This is a genomic window from Variovorax endophyticus (assembly GCF_025376855.1).
Classification (GTDB): domain Bacteria; phylum Pseudomonadota; class Gammaproteobacteria; order Burkholderiales; family Burkholderiaceae_C; genus Variovorax.
Genome location: NZ_JAHUTH010000016.1, coordinates 158,435 through 177,232, shown reverse-complemented (window position 1 = coordinate 177,232; position 18,798 = coordinate 158,435). Strand labels below are relative to the sequence as shown.

The 18,798-nt window shown below is 71.4% G+C and carries 20 protein-coding genes; 9 read left to right on the top strand and 11 right to left on the bottom strand.

Annotated elements, in window-relative coordinates; all coding sequences use genetic code 11:
• Positions 1 to 81: 81 nt before the first annotated feature.
• Positions 82 to 726 carry an ANTAR domain-containing response regulator gene (locus KV106_RS21720; protein WP_261212271.1) on the top strand — a complete coding sequence of 215 codons (645 nt, stop codon included), beginning with the start codon at positions 82 to 84 and terminating at the stop codon, positions 724 to 726.
• Between the two features lie 6 nt (positions 727 to 732).
• Here the strand turns inward: KV106_RS21720 and KV106_RS21715 are convergent, their stop codons facing one another.
• Positions 733 to 1,623: a LysR family transcriptional regulator gene (locus KV106_RS21715; protein WP_261212269.1), complete on the bottom strand. Its 891-nt coding sequence runs from the start codon at positions 1,621 to 1,623 to the stop codon at positions 733 to 735.
• A 110-nt stretch (positions 1,624 to 1,733) separates the two neighbouring features.
• On the opposite strand from KV106_RS21715, the gene KV106_RS21710 reads away from it, so the two are divergent.
• Together KV106_RS21710 and KV106_RS21705 are read left to right on the top strand one after the other, a co-directional pair.
• Positions 1,734 to 1,955 (top strand): DUF1127 domain-containing protein, encoded by a 222-nt coding sequence (locus KV106_RS21710; RefSeq protein ID WP_057598545.1) that lies wholly within the window; start codon positions 1,734 to 1,736, stop codon positions 1,953 to 1,955.
• A gap of 54 nt (positions 1,956 to 2,009) precedes the next feature.
• On the top strand, positions 2,010 to 3,719 hold the full coding sequence (locus tag KV106_RS21705) for a hypothetical protein (RefSeq protein ID WP_409976545.1): 1,710 nt from the start codon (positions 2,010 to 2,012) through the stop codon (positions 3,717 to 3,719).
• A gap of 7 nt (positions 3,720 to 3,726) precedes the next feature.
• Here the strand turns inward: KV106_RS21705 and KV106_RS21700 are convergent, their stop codons facing one another.
• The 4 genes from KV106_RS21700 to KV106_RS21685 all read right to left on the bottom strand — a co-directional run bounded on the left by KV106_RS21700 (position 3,727) and on the right by KV106_RS21685 (position 6,612).
• Positions 3,727 to 4,128: a RidA family protein gene (locus KV106_RS21700; protein WP_208511139.1), complete on the bottom strand. Its 402-nt coding sequence runs from the start codon at positions 4,126 to 4,128 to the stop codon at positions 3,727 to 3,729.
• A gap of 84 nt (positions 4,129 to 4,212) precedes the next feature.
• Positions 4,213 to 4,800, bottom strand: coding sequence for a uracil-DNA glycosylase family protein (locus KV106_RS21695; protein WP_261212263.1), 588 nt, complete (start codon positions 4,798 to 4,800; stop codon positions 4,213 to 4,215).
• A gap of 5 nt (positions 4,801 to 4,805) precedes the next feature.
• The gene (locus KV106_RS21690; RefSeq protein WP_261212261.1) at positions 4,806 to 5,645 is read right to left on the bottom strand and encodes an isocitrate lyase/PEP mutase family protein; all 840 of its coding nucleotides are present in this window, start codon (positions 5,643 to 5,645) and stop codon (positions 4,806 to 4,808) included.
• Positions 5,646 to 5,694: 49 nt separating this feature from the next.
• Positions 5,695 to 6,612 carry a LysR substrate-binding domain-containing protein gene (locus KV106_RS21685; RefSeq protein WP_261212259.1) on the bottom strand — a complete coding sequence of 306 codons (918 nt, stop codon included), beginning with the start codon at positions 6,610 to 6,612 and terminating at the stop codon, positions 5,695 to 5,697.
• A gap of 105 nt (positions 6,613 to 6,717) precedes the next feature.
• Here KV106_RS21685 and KV106_RS21680 point away from each other — a divergent pair, with 105 nt between their 5' ends.
• Together KV106_RS21680 and KV106_RS21675 are read left to right on the top strand one after the other, a co-directional pair.
• On the top strand, positions 6,718 to 7,593 hold the full coding sequence (locus tag KV106_RS21680; RefSeq protein ID WP_261212258.1) for a fumarylacetoacetate hydrolase family protein: 876 nt from the start codon (positions 6,718 to 6,720) through the stop codon (positions 7,591 to 7,593).
• The gene (locus tag KV106_RS21675) at positions 7,590 to 8,189 is read left to right on the top strand and encodes a VOC family protein (protein ID WP_261212256.1); all 600 of its coding nucleotides are present in this window, start codon (positions 7,590 to 7,592) and stop codon (positions 8,187 to 8,189) included. Before KV106_RS21680 ends, KV106_RS21675 begins: the two co-directional genes overlap by 4 nt.
• 17 nt (positions 8,190 to 8,206) lie before the next feature.
• On the opposite strand, the gene KV106_RS21670 is transcribed toward KV106_RS21675, so the two are convergent.
• From KV106_RS21670 to KV106_RS21660, 3 genes are read right to left on the bottom strand one after another with little or no spacing between them, the layout of a single operon-like run.
• Positions 8,207 to 9,586, bottom strand: a complete 1,380-nt coding sequence (locus KV106_RS21670; protein ID WP_261212272.1) for an L-serine ammonia-lyase — start codon at positions 9,584 to 9,586, stop codon at positions 8,207 to 8,209.
• 4 nt (positions 9,587 to 9,590) lie between these two features.
• Entirely contained in the window at positions 9,591 to 10,760 is a 1,170-nt protein-coding gene (locus tag KV106_RS21665) for a M20 aminoacylase family protein (protein ID WP_261212255.1), read from the bottom strand.
• A gap of 20 nt (positions 10,761 to 10,780) precedes the next feature.
• Positions 10,781 to 12,118: a DUF3100 domain-containing protein gene (locus tag KV106_RS21660; RefSeq protein WP_261212254.1), complete on the bottom strand. Its 1,338-nt coding sequence runs from the start codon at positions 12,116 to 12,118 to the stop codon at positions 10,781 to 10,783.
• Between the two features lie 137 nt (positions 12,119 to 12,255).
• Between KV106_RS21660 and KV106_RS21655 the strand changes: the two genes are divergently transcribed.
• On the top strand, positions 12,256 to 13,218 hold the full coding sequence (locus KV106_RS21655; protein WP_261212253.1) for a LysR family transcriptional regulator: 963 nt from the start codon (positions 12,256 to 12,258) through the stop codon (positions 13,216 to 13,218).
• 55 nt (positions 13,219 to 13,273) lie between these two features.
• Entirely contained in the window at positions 13,274 to 13,729 is a 456-nt protein-coding gene (locus KV106_RS21650; RefSeq protein WP_057592357.1) for a CopD family protein, read from the top strand.
• On the opposite strand, the gene KV106_RS21645 is transcribed toward KV106_RS21650, so the two are convergent.
• The 3 genes from KV106_RS21645 to KV106_RS21635 all read right to left on the bottom strand — a co-directional run bounded on the left by KV106_RS21645 (position 13,726) and on the right by KV106_RS21635 (position 16,763).
• Positions 13,726 to 14,166, bottom strand: coding sequence for a VOC family protein (locus KV106_RS21645; protein ID WP_057592356.1), 441 nt, complete (start codon positions 14,164 to 14,166; stop codon positions 13,726 to 13,728). The genes KV106_RS21650 and KV106_RS21645 overlap by 4 nt on opposite strands.
• Before the next feature lie 13 nt (positions 14,167 to 14,179).
• Positions 14,180 to 15,412, bottom strand: a complete 1,233-nt coding sequence (locus KV106_RS21640; protein WP_261212252.1) for a CaiB/BaiF CoA transferase family protein — start codon at positions 15,410 to 15,412, stop codon at positions 14,180 to 14,182.
• 151 nt (positions 15,413 to 15,563) lie between these two features.
• On the bottom strand, positions 15,564 to 16,763 hold the full coding sequence (locus tag KV106_RS21635; protein ID WP_057592354.1) for an acyl-CoA dehydrogenase: 1,200 nt from the start codon (positions 16,761 to 16,763) through the stop codon (positions 15,564 to 15,566).
• 176 nt (positions 16,764 to 16,939) lie between these two features.
• Between KV106_RS21635 and KV106_RS21630 the strand changes: the two genes are divergently transcribed.
• Positions 16,940 to 17,842, top strand: coding sequence for a LysR substrate-binding domain-containing protein (locus tag KV106_RS21630; RefSeq protein ID WP_261212251.1), 903 nt, complete (start codon positions 16,940 to 16,942; stop codon positions 17,840 to 17,842).
• 118 nt (positions 17,843 to 17,960) lie between these two features.
• The gene (locus KV106_RS21625; RefSeq protein ID WP_261212249.1) at positions 17,961 to 18,671 is read left to right on the top strand and encodes a 2OG-Fe(II) oxygenase; all 711 of its coding nucleotides are present in this window, start codon (positions 17,961 to 17,963) and stop codon (positions 18,669 to 18,671) included.
• The last annotated feature ends 127 nt before the right edge of the window (positions 18,672 to 18,798 follow it).

The window sequence follows — 18,798 nt, the reverse complement described above, 5'->3', positions numbered from 1 at the left end:
ACATTCGCGGAGGGAAGTACCCGCTGTCCTGTGCACGCGCCCCGAACAAAAGCCTCAAGACCAACAACAAGAGGCCTGAAAGTGGAAAGCCCCCCCAAGAGACACACCCTGCGCGTGACCCCACCGCAGCTCAAAGAACTGCGCCTGCTGAAGATCGCGGTCATCCATCCCGACGACAGCGACGGCCGTCAGCTCACCCAGCAGCTGCAGCGCATCGGCTGCCAGGTGCAGGCCTTCTGGCCGCCGGTGCAGGCACTGCCCGAGGGCATCGACGTGGCTTTCATGGCGGTACAGCCCGACTTCATCAACCTGCGCTTCGAGTGGACCAAGAGCGAGGACGCGCCGGCCATCATCGCCGTCGTGACCTACGAGAACCCGACCATCGTCGAGGCCGTGCTCGAGATCGGCGCCAAGGCCGTGCTGCCCTCGCCGGTGCGCTCCTTCGGATTGTTGTCGGCGCTGGTGGTGGCGCGCGAGGCGCACAAGCAGAACCGCTCGCTCGCGCGGCGCCTGCGCAAGACCGAGGCCAAGCTGCTGGGCGTGCGGCAACTCGCGGAGGCCAAGGCGATTCTCATGAAGACGCATGGCGTGTCGGAGGGCCAGGCCTACGACCTGATCCGCGAGCAGGCGATGAGCAAGCGCGCCACCATGGAAGAGATCGCGGCCGCCATCGTCAACGCCAACGAGATCCTCTCGCTCGGCGCGCGCAAGCCCGAGGCGTCGTAAAGCCTCTCAGGTCTGGCGGAACCCCGCCAGCACCTCGAGCACCCGCAGCGTGGCGCCGTCGAGCAGCGTGCGCGGCCGGTGCGCGATGCCCAGGCGGCGCGTGAGCTTCGGCACGATCGGCAGGACCTGCAGGCGCCCGCCGAGCGCCGCGTCGGTCGTCGGCTGCAGCGGCAGCAGCGCGGCGCCATAGCCGGCCGCCACCAGGCTGCGGATGGCCGCGTCGTAGTTGAGCTCGATGCGCGCGCGCGGCGCGAAGCCCGCGGCCGCGAACCACTCCATCGTGAGCCGGTACATGTGGGTGGTCGCGTCGTTGAAGATCAGCGGCTGCCCGGCCAGCCAGGCCGGCGTGACGCGCCTGGGCGCCTTCGTGCGCTGCGGCACGAAGGCCATCATCGGCTGCGTGCGCCAGGGCGTGAACACCAGGTCGCGCAGCGGCGGCTGCGGCAGTGCCACCAGGCCGATGTCGAGCGTGCCCGCGGCCAGCCGCGCCAGCGCCTCGCCCGAGCCGAGGATCGCCACCTCGACGTCGATGCCCGCGTCCTGCGCGCCCAGCGCCTCGAGCACCTGCGGCAGCAGGTCGACCACCACGCCGGTCGACGTGCCCAGCCGCACGCGGCCGCTGCGGCCCTCGGCCTGCCGCTTGACCGCGTCGAGCGCATCGTCGGTGTCGCGCAGCAGCTTGCGCCCGCGCTCCACCAGCGCCGCGCCGGCCGCCGTGGGCGTGATGCCGCGCGCGCCGCGCACCACCAGCTTGGCATCGAGCCGCGACTCGAGTTCGGAGACATGCAGGCTGACCGTGGGCTGCGCGAGGTGCAACGCCTGCGCCGCGGCCGAGAAGCTGCCGAGGTCGGCGATCGCGATCAGGGTGCGCAGCTGGTCGAGGTTGAGGTGGCGCATGGGCGTCGAATCAGGAAAGCTGATGAGAAGGCTCAGAAATCTCAACTTCCACAATAGCACGGGGACGCCGAAGATGAGCGCACCGACACCGCAACCCCCAGGAGCCCATCGTGAAGACCGCATCGTCCCCGAGCTTTCGCCAACGCCTTCTGCATGCCCTGCGCGGCTGGCGCCGGCACGCGGCGAATCGCCGCCGGGCCCGTGCCGATGCGTGCCAGCTCGCCGGCATGAGCGAGCACGACCTGCGCGACCTCGGCGTCGGCCGCAGCGAGCTGCCGGGGCTGATGCAGCCCGCGCCCTCGCACTGCGAGCACGGCCACCGCGCAAGCTGAAGGAAGCGCGCCCCGGCCCTTGCCGCGGCCTCGATTTGAGGTCCAATGCGGGGCGTGCCAAGTCCCGCTTCCGCTTCATCCCCGCTCGTCGTCGAGCTCACCTCCCCGCAGTCGGTCGACGGCCGGCGCGCGGCCTTCCAGTCCCTGTGGCTGCTGGTGCGCATGCGCCATGCGCACGACAGCCAGACCCCGATGGTGCGGCTGGCCGACCTGCGCGGCGAAGTGTCGGACGCGAGCACCCTGCGCATGGTCGTGAGCCGTGCCTTCCGCGACTTCAAGGCCTGGGGCATCGAGGTCGGCTGGGGCGAGGACAGCACGCGCGAGCCGCGCTTCCTCAATGCCGAGCGGCGCAGCCAGGGCCCGTTCTGGCTGCCGCCGGCCGAGGCGCGGCGCGTGCGCTGCGAGGTCGAGGGGCGCGCCGCCAGCGCGGCCGAGATCGCCTCGTTCCTCGGCCTGCGCGCACGCACGGGCGCGGCGGCCGGCGCCTCGGCGCCGCCCGAGGCGGTGCACCTGCAGGACGCGGCCTTCTGGAAACAGCTCGTGTCCGCGCAGCGGGCCGCGCGCCAGGGCCGGCTGATGACGCCGGTGGCCGCCGGTGCCGGCGATGGCGCCGGCCAGCCGAGCGCGCTCGAATCGATACGGCTCGCCGGCGCGCTCGCGGCCAGCGGCTTCCAGCGCGCGCTGGTCACGCTCAACGAGGCCATGCTGTGGCGCCGCCTCGGCGACAACGAACAGGCGCGCCGCCAGCTCGAGGTGCTCAAGAAGCAGCGCCTGGCGCACCACGTGGCGGGCAACGACTACCTCGGCGCGATGGAATGCATCGTCTCGGCCTGGTGCGCCTACACCGCGCGCGACCTGCCGCTGGCGCAGTCGCTGCTCGGCGGCATGGCCGACGACCCGGCGCGCAGCGTGGTGCTGCGCCATCATCCCGACGTGCGCTTCGAATGGTGCAACCTGTGGGCGCTCGGTTGCCGCTCGCGCGCGCTGGCGCTCGCGGCCGAGGATGCGCCGGCCGCCCGTCTGCTCGCCGAGGAATCGCTGCGCCGCTTCGGCGACGCGCTGACCGCGGCCTTCGAGTCGCATTCCTTCGATGCCGCCCAGCACGTGGCGGCCAACCTCGGCATGGCGGTGTGGCTGTTCGACCGCGTGGGCCTCGCGCTGCCCGCGCTCCCCTCGGCGCCGGCGGCCGGCCCGAAGCGGCGCGGCGATGCCCCGGCAGCGTCCGACACCACGCGCCATGCCGTGCAGTGGATCGCCTTCAGCGAATGGCTGTGCGGCCAGGCCGACGGCCAGGGCCGCTCGGCCTGGAACGCGATCTACCTGATGCGCATCGCGCGCGGCCACTGTGGCGCCGAGCCCCGGCCCACGCTCGCGCAGTTCCGCGCCCAGGCGCCGCTCGACCCGGCCGCGATCTCGGCGCTGGCCGGTCCGCTCGCCGATGCCTTCGACGCCACGCACTGGCCCGCGCGCTGGGTCGAGGTGGCGCAGGCGCGGCTGGCCGACCACCAGGCCGGCCGGCGCCGCTACCCGGGCCTGCAGCATTGCAGCCTGCTGTTCGAGCATGCGTGGTACGCGGCCCATGCGGGCGACCTGAAGGCGGCCGAGCGCTCGCTGGCCACCTTGCGCGAAGCGCTGCCGCAGCTGGTGCCCAGCGACCGCGCCTACTTCGCCGAGTCGTGGAACGACGGCCTGCCCGCCGAACTGGTGCTCGAGGCGAAGCCCCCGCGACGGCCGGCGGCGCGGCCGAGGAAGGCCGCGCGCTGAAGCGGCCTCAGCCGCGCGCCGCGATGCAGTCGATCTCGATGTCGAAGGGCCCGAACCAGGCCGGCACGCAGACGAAGATGCGCGCGGGCGGCGACTCGGGAAAGTAGCGCGCATAGACCGCGTTGACCGCGGCGAACTTCTCCGCCGAGGTGCAGTACACGTTGCACTTGAGCGCATTCGCGAGCGACGAGCCCGCCGTCTCCAGGCACAGCTTCAGCTGTTCGAGCACCAGCTCGGCCTGCCGCTCGACCGAGGCGCCGACCGCCACCTGCCCGGTCTCGGGATCGAAGGGCGGCAGGCCCGAGACATAGACGGTGTCGCCATGGCGCGTGACGATGGAGGCCGGTGCCTTCCAGCGATCGAGCCAGGTGGAGAGGGGTTCGACACGGATGACTTCGCGCGCGGGCATGGGAATCTTTCTGTTGCGGTGGATGACGATGACCGCGATGGTGCGGCCTTCGTCCCCCGCACGCTTCGTCCCGCGACGAAGCGTTCAGCCGCCGGTGCCCATGCCCAGTGCCAGCCGCACGCGCTCGCGCAGCACCGGCAGCACCTCGCTCTCGAACCACGGATGGCGCTGCTGCCAGCCGGTGTTGCGCGGCGAGGGATGCGGCAGCGGGATGACGCGCGGCGCGAATTCCGCGAAGGCGCGCACGGTCTCGGTCACGCCGTCGCGCGCCCGGTTGCCCAGGTGGCGGCGCTGCGCGTACTGGCCGATCAGCAGCGTGAGCTCGACGCGCGGCATCTGCGCCAGCAGCCGCTCGTGCCACAGCGGCGCGCACTCCTTGCGCGGCGGCAGGTCGCCGCTGGTGCCGCGCCCCGGGTAGCAGAAGCCCATGGGCACGAGCGCGATGCGCGAGGCGTCGTAGAACAGTTCGCGCTCCACGCCGAGCCAGCGCCGCAGCTGGTCGCCACTGCGGTCGTCCCAGGGCACGCCCGTGCGGTGCACCGTCATGCTCGGCGCCTGGCCGACGATCAGCAGCCGCGCATCCGCGCCGGCCTGCACCACCGGGCGCGGGCCCAGCGGCAGATGGGCCTCGCAGACGCGGCAGGCGCGGATCTCGGCGAGCAGCGGCTCCACGCGCTTCAGCGGCCGAAAGGCTTGAAGAAGGCGTTGAGCTCGGCCCCGGGCGCGGCGTCGGCGAAGCCGTCGAAGCGCCCCTCGTCGGCCAGCGTGCGCGCGGCGCGGATGAAGCCGCCCCAGGCCGCGCGCGCCATCGCGCCGCCCACGCTGACGCGGCGCACGCCGAGCGCCTCGATGTCCTTCATCGTGAGTTCGCTGGTCGCGCCGACCAGCAGGTTCACCGGCTTGGGCGCGACCGCCGCGACCACGGCCGCGATCTGCTCGCGCGTCTTGATGCCGGGCGCATAGAGGCAGTCGGCGCCGGCCTCGGCATAGGCCCTGAGGCGCGCGATCGCGTCGTCGAGGTCGGGCCGGCCGGCGAAGAAGTTCTCGGCGCGGCCGACCAGCAGCGTGTCGCCGCCCGCCGCATCGATGGCACCGCGCGCGGCGCGCATGCGCTCGACCGCGACCTCGATGGGGAACAGCGGCGCATCGGCGTTGCCGGTCGAGTCCTCGATCGACAGGCCGGCCACGCCGGTCTCGACCGCGAGCCGCACGCTCCGGGCCACGGCCTGCGGATCGGCGCCGAAGCCGTTCTCGAAGTCGGCATTGACCGGCAGCGCGGTGGCCGCCACCAGTTCGCGCAGGTGCGCGAGCACCGCGTCGCGCGCGATGGCGCCGTCGGCCTGGCCGTGCGACCAGGCGAAGCCCGAGCTGGTGGTGGCGAGTGCCTTGTAGCCCAGGCCTTCGAGGTAGCGCGCGCTGCCGGTGTCCCAGGGGTTGGGGATGACGAAGCAGCCCTGGGCATGCAGCGCGCGGAAGGCCGCGCGTTTCTCGGCGACGGTGGGGTTCGTGGGGGTCATGGAGTCTCTTCCTTCTTCGATGAAATTCGATGCAAGGGCGTGAAGCCGTTCAGGATAAGCCAGCGCCCGGCTGCGGCGCGCCGGGCGGATGGGCCAGCAGGTGGTCGATGAAGGCGCGCACCGCCGGCAGCATGCCGCGGCGCGAGGCGAAGGCCGCCTGGATCTCGCTCGCGGTGCAGGCCCAGTCGGGAAACAGGCGCACCAGGCGGCCCTCGCGCAGCGCGTCGCGGCACAGGATCTCGGGCAGCAGCGCCACGCCCAGGCCCTGCAGCGCCACGTGCCTGAGCGCGAACATGTCGTCGGCGACCAGGCGCGGCACGAAGCCCAGTTCGTGCACCTGCCTGCCGCGCTCCAGCCGCCACAGGTGGCGCTCGCCGGTGTCGGGCAGCGAGAGCATCGGCCACGCGGCCAGGTCGTCGAGGCTCGCGGGCGTGCCCAGGCGCTCGAGCAGCGCCGGGCTCGCGAGCAGCACGTCGACCGTGCGGCCCAGCGGCCGCGCGACCAGGCTCGAGTCCTCGAACGGCGGGCGCCGCACGCGCAGCACCACGTCGACGTTCTCCTGCAGCGGATCGACGCGCCGGTGGCTCACTTCCAGCGAGAGCCGCACCTCGGGAAAGGCGCGCATGAAATCGGGGATCAGCGGCGTGAGCCAGAACTGCGCGAGCGTGAAGGGCGCGCTCACGCGCAGCGGCCCCTGCGGCCGCGCGACGGCCTGGCGCACCACGTCGAAGGCCTCCTCGCCCGCGGCCACTGTGGCCTGGCAGCGCTCGTAGAACTGCTCGCCGACATGGGTCAGCAGCAGCCGGCGCGAGCTGCGCTGCAACAGCCGCACGCCCAGCCGTTCCTCGAGCTGCGCGACGCGGCGGCTCAGGCGCGACTTGGGAATGCCCAGGTGCCGGCTCGCGGCGCTGAAGCCCTGCTGCTGCACCACGTGCGCGAACAGCGCGAGGTCGTTGAAATCGTCCATGTCTCCTGTTCCGCTGGCAGAACGATCCGTTCTTTTTCGGCGGATTGTTGTTGTTTCGTTCCATCAGCATCATCGATCGCCTCATATCGGTCAATGTCCACGCCCATGAAAATCGCCAGCTTCCATCACCGCGGTGCCCTTCGCTTCGGCGTGGTCCGAAACGACGAAGTGCTCGACGCCAGCGCCCTGCCCGGCGCGCCGGCCGGCGTGCGCGAACTGCTGGCGCGCGGCGACGAGGGCCTGGCCTGGCTGTGCGCGGCCATCGAGACGGCACCGCGGCTGCCGCTGGCCGATGTGAAGCTCGCGGCGCCGGTGCCCGAGCCGCGCAAGTTCCTCGGCCTCGGCGGCAACTACGCCTCGCACCTCGAGGAGGCCGCAAAGCTCGGGCTGACGCGGCCGCCAGGACAGGTGTGGTTCAACAAGCAGGTGTCGTGCGTGGCCGGCCCCTTCGACGAGGTGCACCGGCCGCGCGTGTCGGCGCAGTTCGACTACGAGGGCGAACTCGGCGTGGTCATCGGCCGGCGCTGCCGCCATGTGCGCGCCGAGGAGGCGATGGCCATGGTCGCGGGCTACGTGGTGATCAACGACATGAGCGTGCGCGACTGGCAGCTGCGCGCGCCCACGCACACCCTGGGCAAGTCCTTCGACACCCATGGCCCCTTCGGCCCCTGGCTGGTGACGCGCGACGAGATCGCCGACCCGCATGCGCTGCGGCTGCGCACCTGGGTCAACGGCGAACTGCGCCAGGACGGCAACACAGCGCAGATGATCCATCGCATCGAGGCCATGCTGGTCGAACTCACGACCGCCTTCACCCTCGAGCCCGGCGACGTGCTGAGCACCGGCAGCCCCGCGGGCGTCGGCGGCCTGATGGACCCGCCGCGCTACCTGGTGCCGGGCGACGTCGTGCGCGTGGAGATCGAGGGCATCGGCCACATCGAGAACCGCGTGGTGCAAGAACCCCTGGAGACCGCCCGATGAACGACCCCAGGCGTGCCCTGCCCGACCTCGCCTCTTCCGCACTGCGACCCGTGAAGCTCGCCCACGTGGTGCTGCGCGTGGCCGAACTCGCGCGTTCGCGCGCCTGGTACCTCGCGGTGCTGCAGGCGCGCGTGGCCTTCGAGAACGAGATGCTGTGCTTCCTGAGCTACGACGACGAGCACCACCGCATCGGCCTGATCGCGCGCCCCGACCTGGGCCGCGAGGCCGATGCGAACACCGGGCTCGAGCACATCGCCTTCACCTACGGCTCGCTGGCCGCGCTGCTCGCCAACCACCGGCGACTGGCCGCGCTCGGCATCGTGCCCTACTGGTGCATCAACCACGGGCCGACGATCTCGATGTACTACCGCGACCCCGACGGCCATCGGCTCGAGCTGCAGCACGACGTGTTCGAGACCGCCGCCGAGGTCGATGCCTTCTTCGCGGGCGGTGCCTATGCCGAGAACTTCATGGGCGTGGTGTTCGACCCCGCGGACCTGGCCGCGCGCTTCGAGGCCGGCGAGCCGCTGGCCTCGCTGACCGCGCGGCCCGGCCTGCCAGTAGGCAAGGGGCCGTGGGACATGTTCGTGCCCTGACAAGGTGTGGGGCGGGCTCAGCACTCGACCACGTTGACCGCGAGCCCGCCGAGCGAAGTCTCCTTGTAGGTCGACTTCATGTCCTCGCCGGTCTGCTTCATGGTGCGGATCACGGCATCGAGCGAGACATAGTGGCTGCCGTCGCCGCGCAGCGCCATGCGCGCCGCGTTGATGGCCTTCACCGCGCCCATCGCATTGCGTTCCACGCAGGGGATCTGCACCATGCCGCCGACCGGGTCGCAGGTCAGGCCGAGGTTGTGCTCCATGCCGATCTCGGCCGCGTTCTCGACCTGCGCCGGCGTGCCGCCGAGCACCGCGGCCAGCGCACCGGCGGCCATCGAGCAGGCCACGCCGACCTCGCCCTGGCAGCCGACCTCGGCGCCCGAGATCGAGGCGTTGGTCTTGTAGAGCATGCCGATCGCCGCGGCCGTGAGCAGGAAGTCGACGATGCCCGCGTCGCTCGCATTCGGCACGAAGCGCTGGTAGTAGTGCATCACGGCCGGCACCACGCCGGCCGCGCCGTTGGTGGGCGCGGTCACCACGCGGCCGCCGGCCGCGTTCTCCTCGTTCACGGCCATCGCGAAGGCATTGACCCAGTCCATGGCCGCGAGCGGATCGGCCGCGCCGTCCTGCGCCAGCAGCTCGCGATGCAGCTCGCCCGCGCGCCGGCGCATGCGCAGCGGGCCGGGCAGCGCTTGGGCGGCCAGCGGGTTGTCGATGCCGAAGCCGCGCTGCACGCACTGCTGCATCACGCCCCAGATGCGCAGCAGGCCCGCGCGCACCTCGGCCTCGGGGCGCCAGGCGCATTCGTTGCGCAGCACCAGCGCGGCCACCGAGAGGCCGTTCTCCCGGCATTGCGCCATCAGTTCGTCGCCCGTCGAGAACGGATGCGGCACCGCCACCGCCGCGGTCTGGGCCACGGCCTGGCCGCCCTCGACGACGAAGCCGCCGCCGACCGAGAAATAGCTGCCCTCGGCGAGCACCGCATCGTCGGTGGCGAAGGCGGTGAAGCGCATCGCGTTGGGATGCTCGGGCAGCGACTCCTCGCCGCGAAACACGATGTCGCGCACGCGGTCGAAGGCGATCGGCGTGGTGCCGAGCAGCATCAGCGTGCCGGTGCGGCGCAGCGCCTCGAGCCGCGGCTGCACGGTCTCGGGCCGCACCGTGTCGGGCGCGTCGCCGAATAGGCCGAGGATCACGCCCTGGTCGGTCGCATGGCCGTGGCCGGTGGCGCCGAGCGAGCCGAACAGGTCGACGCGCAATCGCGCGACGCGCGCGAGCAGGCCCCGCTGCTCGAGCGAGCGCGCGAACAGCAGCGCCGCGCGCATCGGGCCCACGGTGTGCGAGCTCGAGGGCCCGATGCCGATCTTGAAGATGTCGAAGGCGGACAGCATCAGCGCATCATGCGGCCGGAAGCTGCTGCTTGACCAGTGCCACCCAGTAGGCCGCGCCCAGCGGCAGGATGTTGTCGTTGAAGTCGTAGTAGGGGTTGTGGACGTTCGGATCGTTCGGGCCCTCGCCCGCGCCGATGCCGATGTAGGCGCCCGGGCGCTTCTGCAGCATGAAGGCGAAGTCCTCCGAGCCCATGGCCGGCGGGATGTCGGTCAGCACCTGTTCGCGCTCGACCAGGCTGGCGGCCGCGGCGATCGCGGCATCGGTCTCGGCCGGCGTGTTGACCACGCCCGGATAGCCGCGGCGGTAGTCGAGCGCGACCTTGGCGCCGTGGGTGGCGGCCACGCCCTCGCAGATCTGCTGCATCGCGGCCTGGGTCTGGTCCTGGATCGCGGCATCGAGCGTGCGCACGGTGCCGCGCAGCACCACGGTCTCGGGGATCACGTTCCAGGTGTCGCCGCCATGGATCTGCGTGACGCTGACCACGGCCGAGTCGGTGGCGCCGGTGCGGCGGCTCACGATGGTCTGCAGCGCATTGATGAGCTGCGCGGCGACCACCACCGAGTCGATGCCGGTCTCGGGCATGGCGCCATGGCTACCCTTGCCGGTGACCACGATCTCGAAGGTGTCGAGGTAGGCCGTCATGGTGCCCTTGCGGATCGCGAAGCGGCCGCGCGGCAGGCTCGGGAAGTTGTGCATGCCGTAGACGGCATCGGCCGGGAACTGGTCGAACAAGCCTTCCTCGACCATCACGCGGCCGCCGCCCTCGTTCTCCTCGGCCGGCTGGAACACGAAGTGCACCGTGCCCTTGAACGGCTTGTGGCGCGACAGGTGCTCGGCCGCGCCGAGCAGCATCGCGGTGTGGCCGTCGTGGCCGCAGGCGTGCATCTTGCCCACGCACTTCGAGGCATGGGCCTGCGTTCCCAGCTCCTGCATGTTGAGCGCGTCGAGGTCGGCGCGCAGCGCGATGCTCGGGCCGTCGCCGTTCGAAAGCGTGCCGACCACGCCGGTGCCGGCCAGGCCGCGGTGCACCGGCAGGCCCATCAGCATCAGCGCGTTGGCGACCACGTTGGCGGTGCGGTGCTCCTCGAACGCGGTCTCGGGATTGGCGTGGATGTCGCGGCGCCAGGCCTGCATGCGCGCGCGGGTGTCTTCGGCGATTTCGGGGTCGCGGTACATGGTGGGGTTCTCTCGTGGGGTCAGTGGAAGAATTCGGCGATCAGGGTAGCGCCGAGGAAGGTACCGGCCGTGGCGGTCAGCGACACCACCACGATGCGCCAGCCGAGCTGGCGGAACACCGGCAGGTCCTTCGCCACCGAGAAGCCGGCCAGCGCGAGCACCGGCGTGGTGAAGGCCAGGAAGTTGAGCTTGGCGGTGAGCGCGATCAGCGCGTCGGAGAACGGCAGCAGCCCCGGGATGCCCACCACCGTGGCCACCACCGACAGCACCAGCACCATCGGCAGACATGGCACCAGCCGCTTGAGGCCCTCGACCGCCAGCGCGATCGCCACCACGGCCAGCATGCCCTCGAGCGAGACCAGGAGCGGCACCTTGTAGGTCAGCGAGTTGCCGATCAGCACGCCGCCGCCCACCACGGCCCAGGCGATCAGCGTGTCGCGCAGCGGCAGCGCGCCGCCATGCGCCACGCTGACCTGCGACATGGCGGAGGTGCCCGCATCGGTCGCGCCGCGCTTCGAGAAGCGGCCCAGCACCGGCTCGAGCTTGCCGTAGAGCCACGAGCACAGCGGCAGCGAGAGGAACAGCGTGAAGTAGAAGCCCGCGACCGTGGTCAGCAGGTTCGAGGCGGCGGCGATGGCCGTGAGCTGCGGCAGCATCTCGGCCGGCTGCTGCGCGGCGATGGCGCCGAGCGCGGCCGCCATCAGGCTGCCCGAGCCCACGCCGGCGCCCATGGCCAGCGAGCGCGGATCGAAGACGTGCAGGCTGGCGATGAAGCCCGCCAGCACCGCGATGAACAGCGCGCCCAGCACGGTGCCGGTGATGTATTCGGCCAGCACGCCGCGGCCCTCGGGCGAGGCCATGCCGTACTTCTCGCCGATGATCACGAGGTTGCCCTCGCGCCCCACCGAGAAGGTGGCGCCCACGGCCTCGCGCTTGATGCCCAGCAGCAGCGCCAGCGGCAGGCCCAGCGCCAGGGTGCCGAGCGCATGGCCGAACTCCTGGAACAGCAGCGCCCAGCCGGCCTGCTTGACCTGCGGCAGCGCGGCGCCGACCGTGAGGCCCAGCTTCACCACGAACAGCAGCAGGCCGGCGTTGAGCAGGCCGCCCGCGAAGGACTGCTCGGCGGTGGCGACGCGCGCCACGCCCGGCACGCGGCGGTGCGCGATGCCCCAGACCGCGGCGATCAGCAGCGCCCACAGCATCGGCAGCAGCGCCACCTTGCCCGGGCCGACGCTGAACTGCACCGGGCCGACCAGCTCGGCCACGGCCACGATGGCCAGCGTGACGGCCACGAGCTTGAGTTTTCCGGAAGCGCCGGAGGGCGCGGCCGTGACGGGAACGGAGGCGGCGGAGGTCATGGTGGGGCGTCGGTCTGGAGCCGTGGGTGAAGCCTTTGCTGGCGGATGGCGGCGAGTTTCTCCATGTAGGCCTATTGCATCAATGACCGCAAATCGGGATATTCGATGCATTGAATGCAACACTCAGGAGACCGGGCATGGACGACAGGCTCGACACGCGCCGCGTGCGCTACTTCATGCAGGTGCTCGACAGCGGCTCGGTGCGCGGCGCGGCCGACGTGCTCGACATGGACCCCTCGGCCGTCAGCCGCGCGATCGGCATCCTCGAGCAGGAGTGTGGCGTGCCACTGCTCGAGCGCCATGGCCGCGGCGTGGTGCCCACCGACGCGGGCGAGATGCTGGCCGGCTACGTGCGCCGGCAGAACAGCCAGAAGCAGCACCTGATGGCGCAGATGGACAGCATCCGCAAGATCGAGCGCGGCCACATCGACATCGTGGCGGGCGAGGGCTATGTGGACTGGCTGATGCGCCACAGCCTGCGCGAGTTCATGACCACGCATCCGAAGATCACCATCGACCTCGACGTGGCCAGCACCGACGAGATCGTGCGCCGCGTGGTCGAGGAGCGCGCCCACATCGGCATGCTGTTCCAGCCGCCGCGGGACGAGCGGCTGACCTCGCACCAGTCGCATCCGCAGCCGATCCAGGCGCTGGTGCTGCGCTCGCATCCGCTCGCGCAGCTGGGCCGGCCGCTCAAGCTCGCCGACCTGCTGCCCTACCCGGGCGCCACGCTGCACCGCAACTTCGGCGTGCGCCAGCACATCGAGGCGGCCGAGATCAGCGAAGGCGTGCGGCTGCCTTCGGTGCTGACCACCACCTCGTTCAGCGCGCTCGGCCATTTCGTCTCGGCCGGGCTGGGCTACACGCTGGGCACGCGGATCTCGCTGACGCCGAATGCCGACCATCCCGAGCTGATCGAGCTGCCGATGAAGAACCCGCTGCTGTCGCAGGGCCGCTCGCATATCGTGTCGCGCCACGGACGCCTGCTGTCGCCGGCCGCGGCCGAGCTGCTGCGCTGCGTGGTGCGCGACATGAAGCGCTACGCGGACGCCGGGCCGGCCAAGGTTCGCAAGCCGGCGCCACGCGCGCGCGCGGGCTGAGGGGCGCGCGGGGAGATCGTTGCGCGCAGCGGGCTTCGGTGGTCTGATCGCCGCCATGTCCTACCTGCTCCCGCTCTTCGTCCACCTGCTGTGCGCCGCCTTCTGGGTCGGCGGCATGGCCCTCATGCACTTCGCGGTGCGCCCGGCCGCCGTCGCCACGCTCGAGCCGCCGCTGCGCCTGCGCATGATGGCCGCGACCCTGCGGCGCTTCTTCGTCGGGGTCGATGCCTCGGTCACGCTGCTGTTCGTGACGGGCGTGGCGATGATCCTGGCCACGGGCGGCTTCCGCGGCGTGCACTGGCGCGTCGAGGCGATGATGGGCATCGCGATCGTGATGGCCGCGATCTACGTCTACATCCGCGCCTCGGTGTTCCGCGCGATGCGGCGCGCGGTCGACGACGGCGCCTGGCCGGTGGCCGCGGGCCGGCTCGACCTGGTGCGCAAGCTCGTGAGCCTGAACCTGGTGCTGGGCGTGGCGGTGTTCGCGGTCGCGGTGCTCGGGCGCGGTTAGGCCGCTGGCCCCTTGAGCTCGACGCCGTTGCCGTCGGGGTCGCGCAGGTAGATCGAGGGCCCCGTGCCCTCGGCCCCGTAGTTGTTCTGCACCTCGCCATCGACCTCGACGCCATGGCGCGCCATGCGCTCGCGGATCGCGGCCTCGTCGAAGGGCTCGATGCGCAGGCACAGGTGGTCGAGGTTGCGGCCTTCGCGGCCGGCCAGCGCGCCACCCGCGCGACCCAGCTTGCCGTCGTGCGCGACGAGGTCGATCAGGCTCGCGCCCGCGCGCAGGTGCACCAGGCCGAGGTCGTCGCGCCGCTTGTCGACCGTGCAGCCGAGCACGCCGACATAGAAGGCGATGGAACGCTCGGCATCGCGCACGCGCAGCACCACGTGATCGATGCGCCGCAGCGCGAACGGCGCGGCATCGGAAGGATCGTGCGGGCGGGTCATGCCCGCCAGTGTGTCAGACCACGCCCGAGGCGCGCAATGCCTCGAAACGCGCCGCGTCGATGCCCATCTCGCCGAGCACCTCGCGCGTGTGCTGGCCCAGCGCGGGCGGCGCGCGGCGCAGCACCGGCGGCGTGGCCGACAGGCGCAGCGGGCTCGCCACGCCGGTGATGGCCGTGATGCCGTCGCCCGCGTCGCGCGGCAGCGTGACCGCGAGGCCGCGCGCCTTGACCTGCGCATCGTCGAAGGCCTGCGCGATGTCGTTGATCGGGCCGCAGGGCACGGCCTTGTCCTCGAGCAGCGCGACCCAGTCGGCCGTGGTGCGCGTGCGCGTGAGCTCCTCCATCATCGGGATCAGCACGCCGCGGTGCTTCACGCGCAGGGTGTTGCTCGCGAAGCGCGCGTCGCTGGCCCAGCCGGGCTGGCCCGCGGCCTCGCAGAAGCGCGCGAACTGGCCGTTGTTGCCGATCGCCAGCAGCATCGCGCCGTCCAGCGTCGGGAAGTCCTGATAGGGCGCGAGGCTCGGATGGGTGTTGCCCTGGCGCGCCGGCGCCTTGCCGGTGTTGAGGAAGGCGCTGGCCTGGTTGGCGAGGATCGCCATGCCCACGTCGAGCAGTGCCATGTCGATGTGCTGGCCTTCGCCGGTGCGGTGCCGCACCTGCAGCGCGGCGAGGATCGCGGTGCTCGCGTAGACGCCGGTGAAGATGTCGGTGAGCGCGACGCCCACGCGCAGCGGGCCGCCGCCGGGCTCGCCGTCGGGGCGGCCGGTGATGCTCATCATGCCGGTCATGGCCTGGATCATCAGGTCGTAGCCCGCGCGCTCGGCATAGGGGCCGTCGTTGCCGAAGCCGGTGACGCTGCAGTAGATGAGCCGCGGGTTGGCACGGCGCAGCGTCTCCTGGTCGAGGCCGTACTGCTTCAGGCCGCCGGTCTTGAAGTTCTCCACCACCACGTCGGCCTGCGCCGCCATCTGCCTGAGCAGCGCCTGGCCGTCGGGCGTGGCCATGTCGATGGTGACCGAGCGCTTGTTGCGGTTGCACGCGGTGAAGTAGCTGGCCTGGTCGCTGTCGTTGCCGTTCGCGTCCTTCACGAAGGGCGGGCCCCAGGTGCGGGTGTCGTCGCCGACGCCGGGACGCTCGATCTTGACGACATCGGCGCCCAGGTCCGCGAGGATCTGCGTGCACCACGGGCCCGCGAGCACGCGGGACAGATCGAGAACCTTGATGCCGTCGAGGGCTGCTTGGGTCATGGCGATGCGGATGGAATTCGGGCTGCCCGGACGCGAAGAACGCGAAGGTTCCGCGAAGGGCGCAAAAGATTCATTTCAAGGAAGATGGACTTCCTTTCGCGTCCTTCGCGAATCCTTCGCGTCCTCTGCGTCCGGAAGTCCGTGTCTGGCTTCAGTTCGCGAACGCGGCGATGCCCGTGATCGCGCGACCGAGGATCAGCGCATGGATGTCGTGCGTGCCTTCGTAGGTGTTCACGACCTCGAGGTTCACGAGGTGGCGCGCCACGCCGAATTCGTCGCTGATGCCGTTGCCGCCCATCATGTCGCGCGCCAGGCGGGCGATGTCGAGGGCCTTGCCGCAGTTGTTGCGCTTCATGATCGAGGTGATCTCGACCGCGGCCGTGCCTTCGTCCTTCATGCGGCCCAGGCGCAGGCTGCCCAGCAGGCCCAGCGAGATCTCGGTCTGCATGTCGGCCAGCTTCTTCTGGATCAGCTGGTTGGCGGCCAGCGGGCGGCCGAACTGCTTGCGGTCCAGCGTGTACTGGCGCGCGCGGTGCCAGCAGTCCTCGGCGGCGCCGAGCGCGCCCCACGAGATGCCGTAGCGGGCGCTGTTGAGGCAGGTGAACGGACCCTTGAGGCCCTGTACCTCGGGGAAGGCGTTCTCCTCGGGGCAGAACACGTTGTCCATCACGATCTCGCCGGTGATGCTGGCGCGCAGGCCGACCTTGCCGTGGATCGCCGGGGCGCTCAGGCCCTTCATGCCCTTCTCGAGCACGAAGCCGCGGATCGGGCCGACGGCGCCGCTCTCGCTGACTTCCTTGGCCCAGACCACGAACACGTCGGCGATCGGCGAGTTGCTGATCCACATCTTGCTGCCGGTGAGCGCGTAGCCGCCCGGCACCTTCTTGGCGCGCGTGGCCATGCTGCCGGGGTCGGAACCGTGGTCGGGCTCGGTCAGGCCGAAGCAGCCGATCCATTCGCCGGTGGCGAGCTTGGGCAGGAACTTCTGCTTCTGGCCTTCGGTGCCGAATTCGAAGATCGGCACCATCACGAGCGAGCTCTGCACGCTGGCCATCGAGCGGTAGCCCGAATCGACGCGCTCGACCTCGCGCGCGATCAGGCCGTAGGCCACGTAGTTGAGGCCGGGGCCGCCGTACTGCTCGGGGATCGTCGGGCCCAGCAGGCCCAGCGAACCCATCTCGCGGAAGATCGCCGGGTCGGTCTCGCCGGTGCGGAAGCCCTCGAGCACGCGCGGTGCCAGGCGCTCCTGGCAGTAGGCATTGGCCGCGTCGCGGATCATGCGCTCGTCGTCGGTGAGCTGCTGGTCGAGCAGGAAGGGGTCGTCCCAGTGGAAGGAAGCTTTGGCGGCCATGCGGCTGTCTCCGGAAAAGGGGAAAAGAGGGGGATCGGCCGATCCTAGCGAGGCAGGGGGCGCGGCGCAAACGATGAATCCTCACCCAGATATGCGGATCCAGAATGTCTTGGGCGTTGCCGGAACCGTGCTTTCATTGATGAAAGCCCTTCGCCAGTCATACACTCGCGGCATACATGCGCCGCAAGATCCCGCCCCTGCAGACCCTCGTGTGCTTCGACGCGGCCGCGCGCCACGAGAGCTACACGCGCGCCGCGCAGGAACTCGCGCTCACCCAGAGCGCGGTGTCGCGCCAGATCGGCACGCTCGAGGCCTTCCTCGGCGTGGCGCTGTTCCGCCGCACGCGCCACGGCGTGGCGCTGACCGCGAGCGGCGCGGCCTATGCGCGGCAGACCGCCAAGCGGCTCGAGGCGATGGAGCGCGACACGCTCGACGCGATGGCCCACCAGGGCGAGGGCGGCTCGCTGTCGCTGGCGGCCGTGCCCACCTTCGCCACGCGCTGGCTGATGCCGCGGCTCAAGGGCTTCGCGGCGCTGCAGCCCGACGTGGTGGTGCACATCGAGACGCGCACCCGGCCCTTCCTGTTCGCCGACGCGGAGTTCGACGCCGCGCTCTACGCGGGCACGGTGGCGCAGGTGCAGAACTGGGCCGGCACGCACGCGCTGCCGCTGATGCAGGAGGACGTGGTGCCGGTCTGCAGCCCCGCGCTGCTGCCGCGCGGCAAGCCGGTCTCGCCCACGGCCATCGCGCACATGCCGCTGCTGCAGCAGAGCACGCGGCCCGACGGCTGGCGCCAGTGGTTCGATGCGCAGCAGGTCGACGCCCCCAATGCGCGCGGCGGCCCGCGCTACGAGCTGTTCTCGATCCTGGCGGCGGCCGCCTCGCAGGGCCTGGGCGTGGCGTTGATGCCGACCATGCTGGTGGCCGACGAACTCGCGCGCGGCGAGCTGGTGGTGGCCTGCCCGCGGCCGCTCGCGGGCGAGCGCGCCTACTACCTCGTGACGCCCGAGCGCGCCGACCAGCGGCCGCTCTTGAAGTTCTTCAGCGACTGGCTGCTCGCGCAGGCCCGCAAGGGTTGAAGGCTATGCCGCGCGACGAGCTGCCGGCCGGCCTTCGCGCACGCCGCTGTGAACGCGGCCTGAAAGCCGCGTCCGGAAACGGCGAGCCCGAAGCCTCCGCCCGGGCCACACTCGCCCCATGCCCTCCCCCGCTTCCGTGATCGATGCGCTCGACTGGCCCCGCATCGAAGCCGACCTCGCCGCGCGCGGCTGCGCCACCACCGGCCGCCTGCTCGGTCCGCGCCAGTGCGCGGCGCTGGCCGCGATGTACGACGAACCGCAACATTTCCGCAGCCGCGTCGTGATGCAGCGCCATGGCTTCGGCCAGGGCGAGTACCAGTACCTCGCCTATCCGCTGCCCGAACCGGTCGCGGCATGGCGCGCCGCGCTTTACGAACGGCTCGCGCCGCTGGCCAATGCCTGGGCCCAGGCGATGGGCCTGCCGGCCGACTATCCCGCCGCGCACGCGGACTATCTCGCGCGCTGCCACGCAGCCGGGCAACAGCGGCCGACACCCCTGCTGCTGCGCTACGGCGAGGACGACTACAACTGCCTGCACCAGGATCTGTACGGCGAACTGCAGTTCCCGCTGCAGCTCACGGTGCTCCTGAGCCGGCCCGGTGAGGACTTCACGGGCGGCGAGTTCGTGCTGACCGAGCAGCGCCCGCGCATGCAGTCGCGCGCCGAGGTGGTGCCGCTGGCGCAGGGCGAGGCCGTGATCTTCGCGGTCAACCAGCGGCCCGTGGCGGGCACGCGCGGCAGCTACCGCGTGACGATGCGCCATGGCGTGAGCCGCGTGCGCTCGGGCCGGCGCCAGACGCTGGGGCTGATCTTCCACGACGCCCAATAGGCGCGCGCCAAGGCCGAATCTCCGACTGTCCCGGCACAGCTTTCGCCCACTTCGAGGGAGTGGAGCGAGAATCCGCCCCGCATCCGGCACTCGCCAGCATTTCCGACGCACTGATCGGACAGCGAGA

What these genes read in the sequence shown, in the direction of transcription:
- KV106_RS21715 (WP_261212269.1), bottom strand. Translation starts at nt 1,623, where the DNA reads ATGCGCCACCTCAACCTCGACCAGCTGCGCACCCTGATCGCGATCGCC.
- KV106_RS21700 (WP_208511139.1), bottom strand. Translation starts at nt 4,128, where the DNA reads ATGCCCGCGCGCGAAGTCATCCGTGTCGAACCCCTCTCCACCTGGCTC.
- KV106_RS21690 (WP_261212261.1), bottom strand. Translation starts at nt 5,645, where the DNA reads ATGACCCCCACGAACCCCACCGTCGCCGAGAAACGCGCGGCCTTCCGC.
- KV106_RS21685 (WP_261212259.1), bottom strand. Translation starts at nt 6,612, where the DNA reads ATGGACGATTTCAACGACCTCGCGCTGTTCGCGCACGTGGTGCAGCAG.
- KV106_RS21680 (WP_261212258.1), top strand. Translation starts at nt 6,718, where the DNA reads ATGAAAATCGCCAGCTTCCATCACCGCGGTGCCCTTCGCTTCGGCGTG.
- KV106_RS21675 (WP_261212256.1), top strand. Translation starts at nt 7,590, where the DNA reads ATGAACGACCCCAGGCGTGCCCTGCCCGACCTCGCCTCTTCCGCACTG.
- KV106_RS21665 (WP_261212255.1), bottom strand. Translation starts at nt 10,760, where the DNA reads ATGTACCGCGACCCCGAAATCGCCGAAGACACCCGCGCGCGCATGCAG.
- KV106_RS21660 (WP_261212254.1), bottom strand. Translation starts at nt 12,118, where the DNA reads ATGACCTCCGCCGCCTCCGTTCCCGTCACGGCCGCGCCCTCCGGCGCT.
- KV106_RS21655 (WP_261212253.1), top strand. Translation starts at nt 12,256, where the DNA reads ATGGACGACAGGCTCGACACGCGCCGCGTGCGCTACTTCATGCAGGTG.
- KV106_RS21650 (WP_057592357.1), top strand. Translation starts at nt 13,274, where the DNA reads ATGTCCTACCTGCTCCCGCTCTTCGTCCACCTGCTGTGCGCCGCCTTC.
- KV106_RS21645 (WP_057592356.1), bottom strand. Translation starts at nt 14,166, where the DNA reads ATGACCCGCCCGCACGATCCTTCCGATGCCGCGCCGTTCGCGCTGCGG.
- KV106_RS21640 (WP_261212252.1), bottom strand. Translation starts at nt 15,412, where the DNA reads ATGACCCAAGCAGCCCTCGACGGCATCAAGGTTCTCGATCTGTCCCGC.
- KV106_RS21635 (WP_057592354.1), bottom strand. Translation starts at nt 16,763, where the DNA reads ATGGCCGCCAAAGCTTCCTTCCACTGGGACGACCCCTTCCTGCTCGAC.
- KV106_RS21630 (WP_261212251.1), top strand. Translation starts at nt 16,940, where the DNA reads ATGCGCCGCAAGATCCCGCCCCTGCAGACCCTCGTGTGCTTCGACGCG.
- KV106_RS21625 (WP_261212249.1), top strand. Translation starts at nt 17,961, where the DNA reads ATGCCCTCCCCCGCTTCCGTGATCGATGCGCTCGACTGGCCCCGCATC.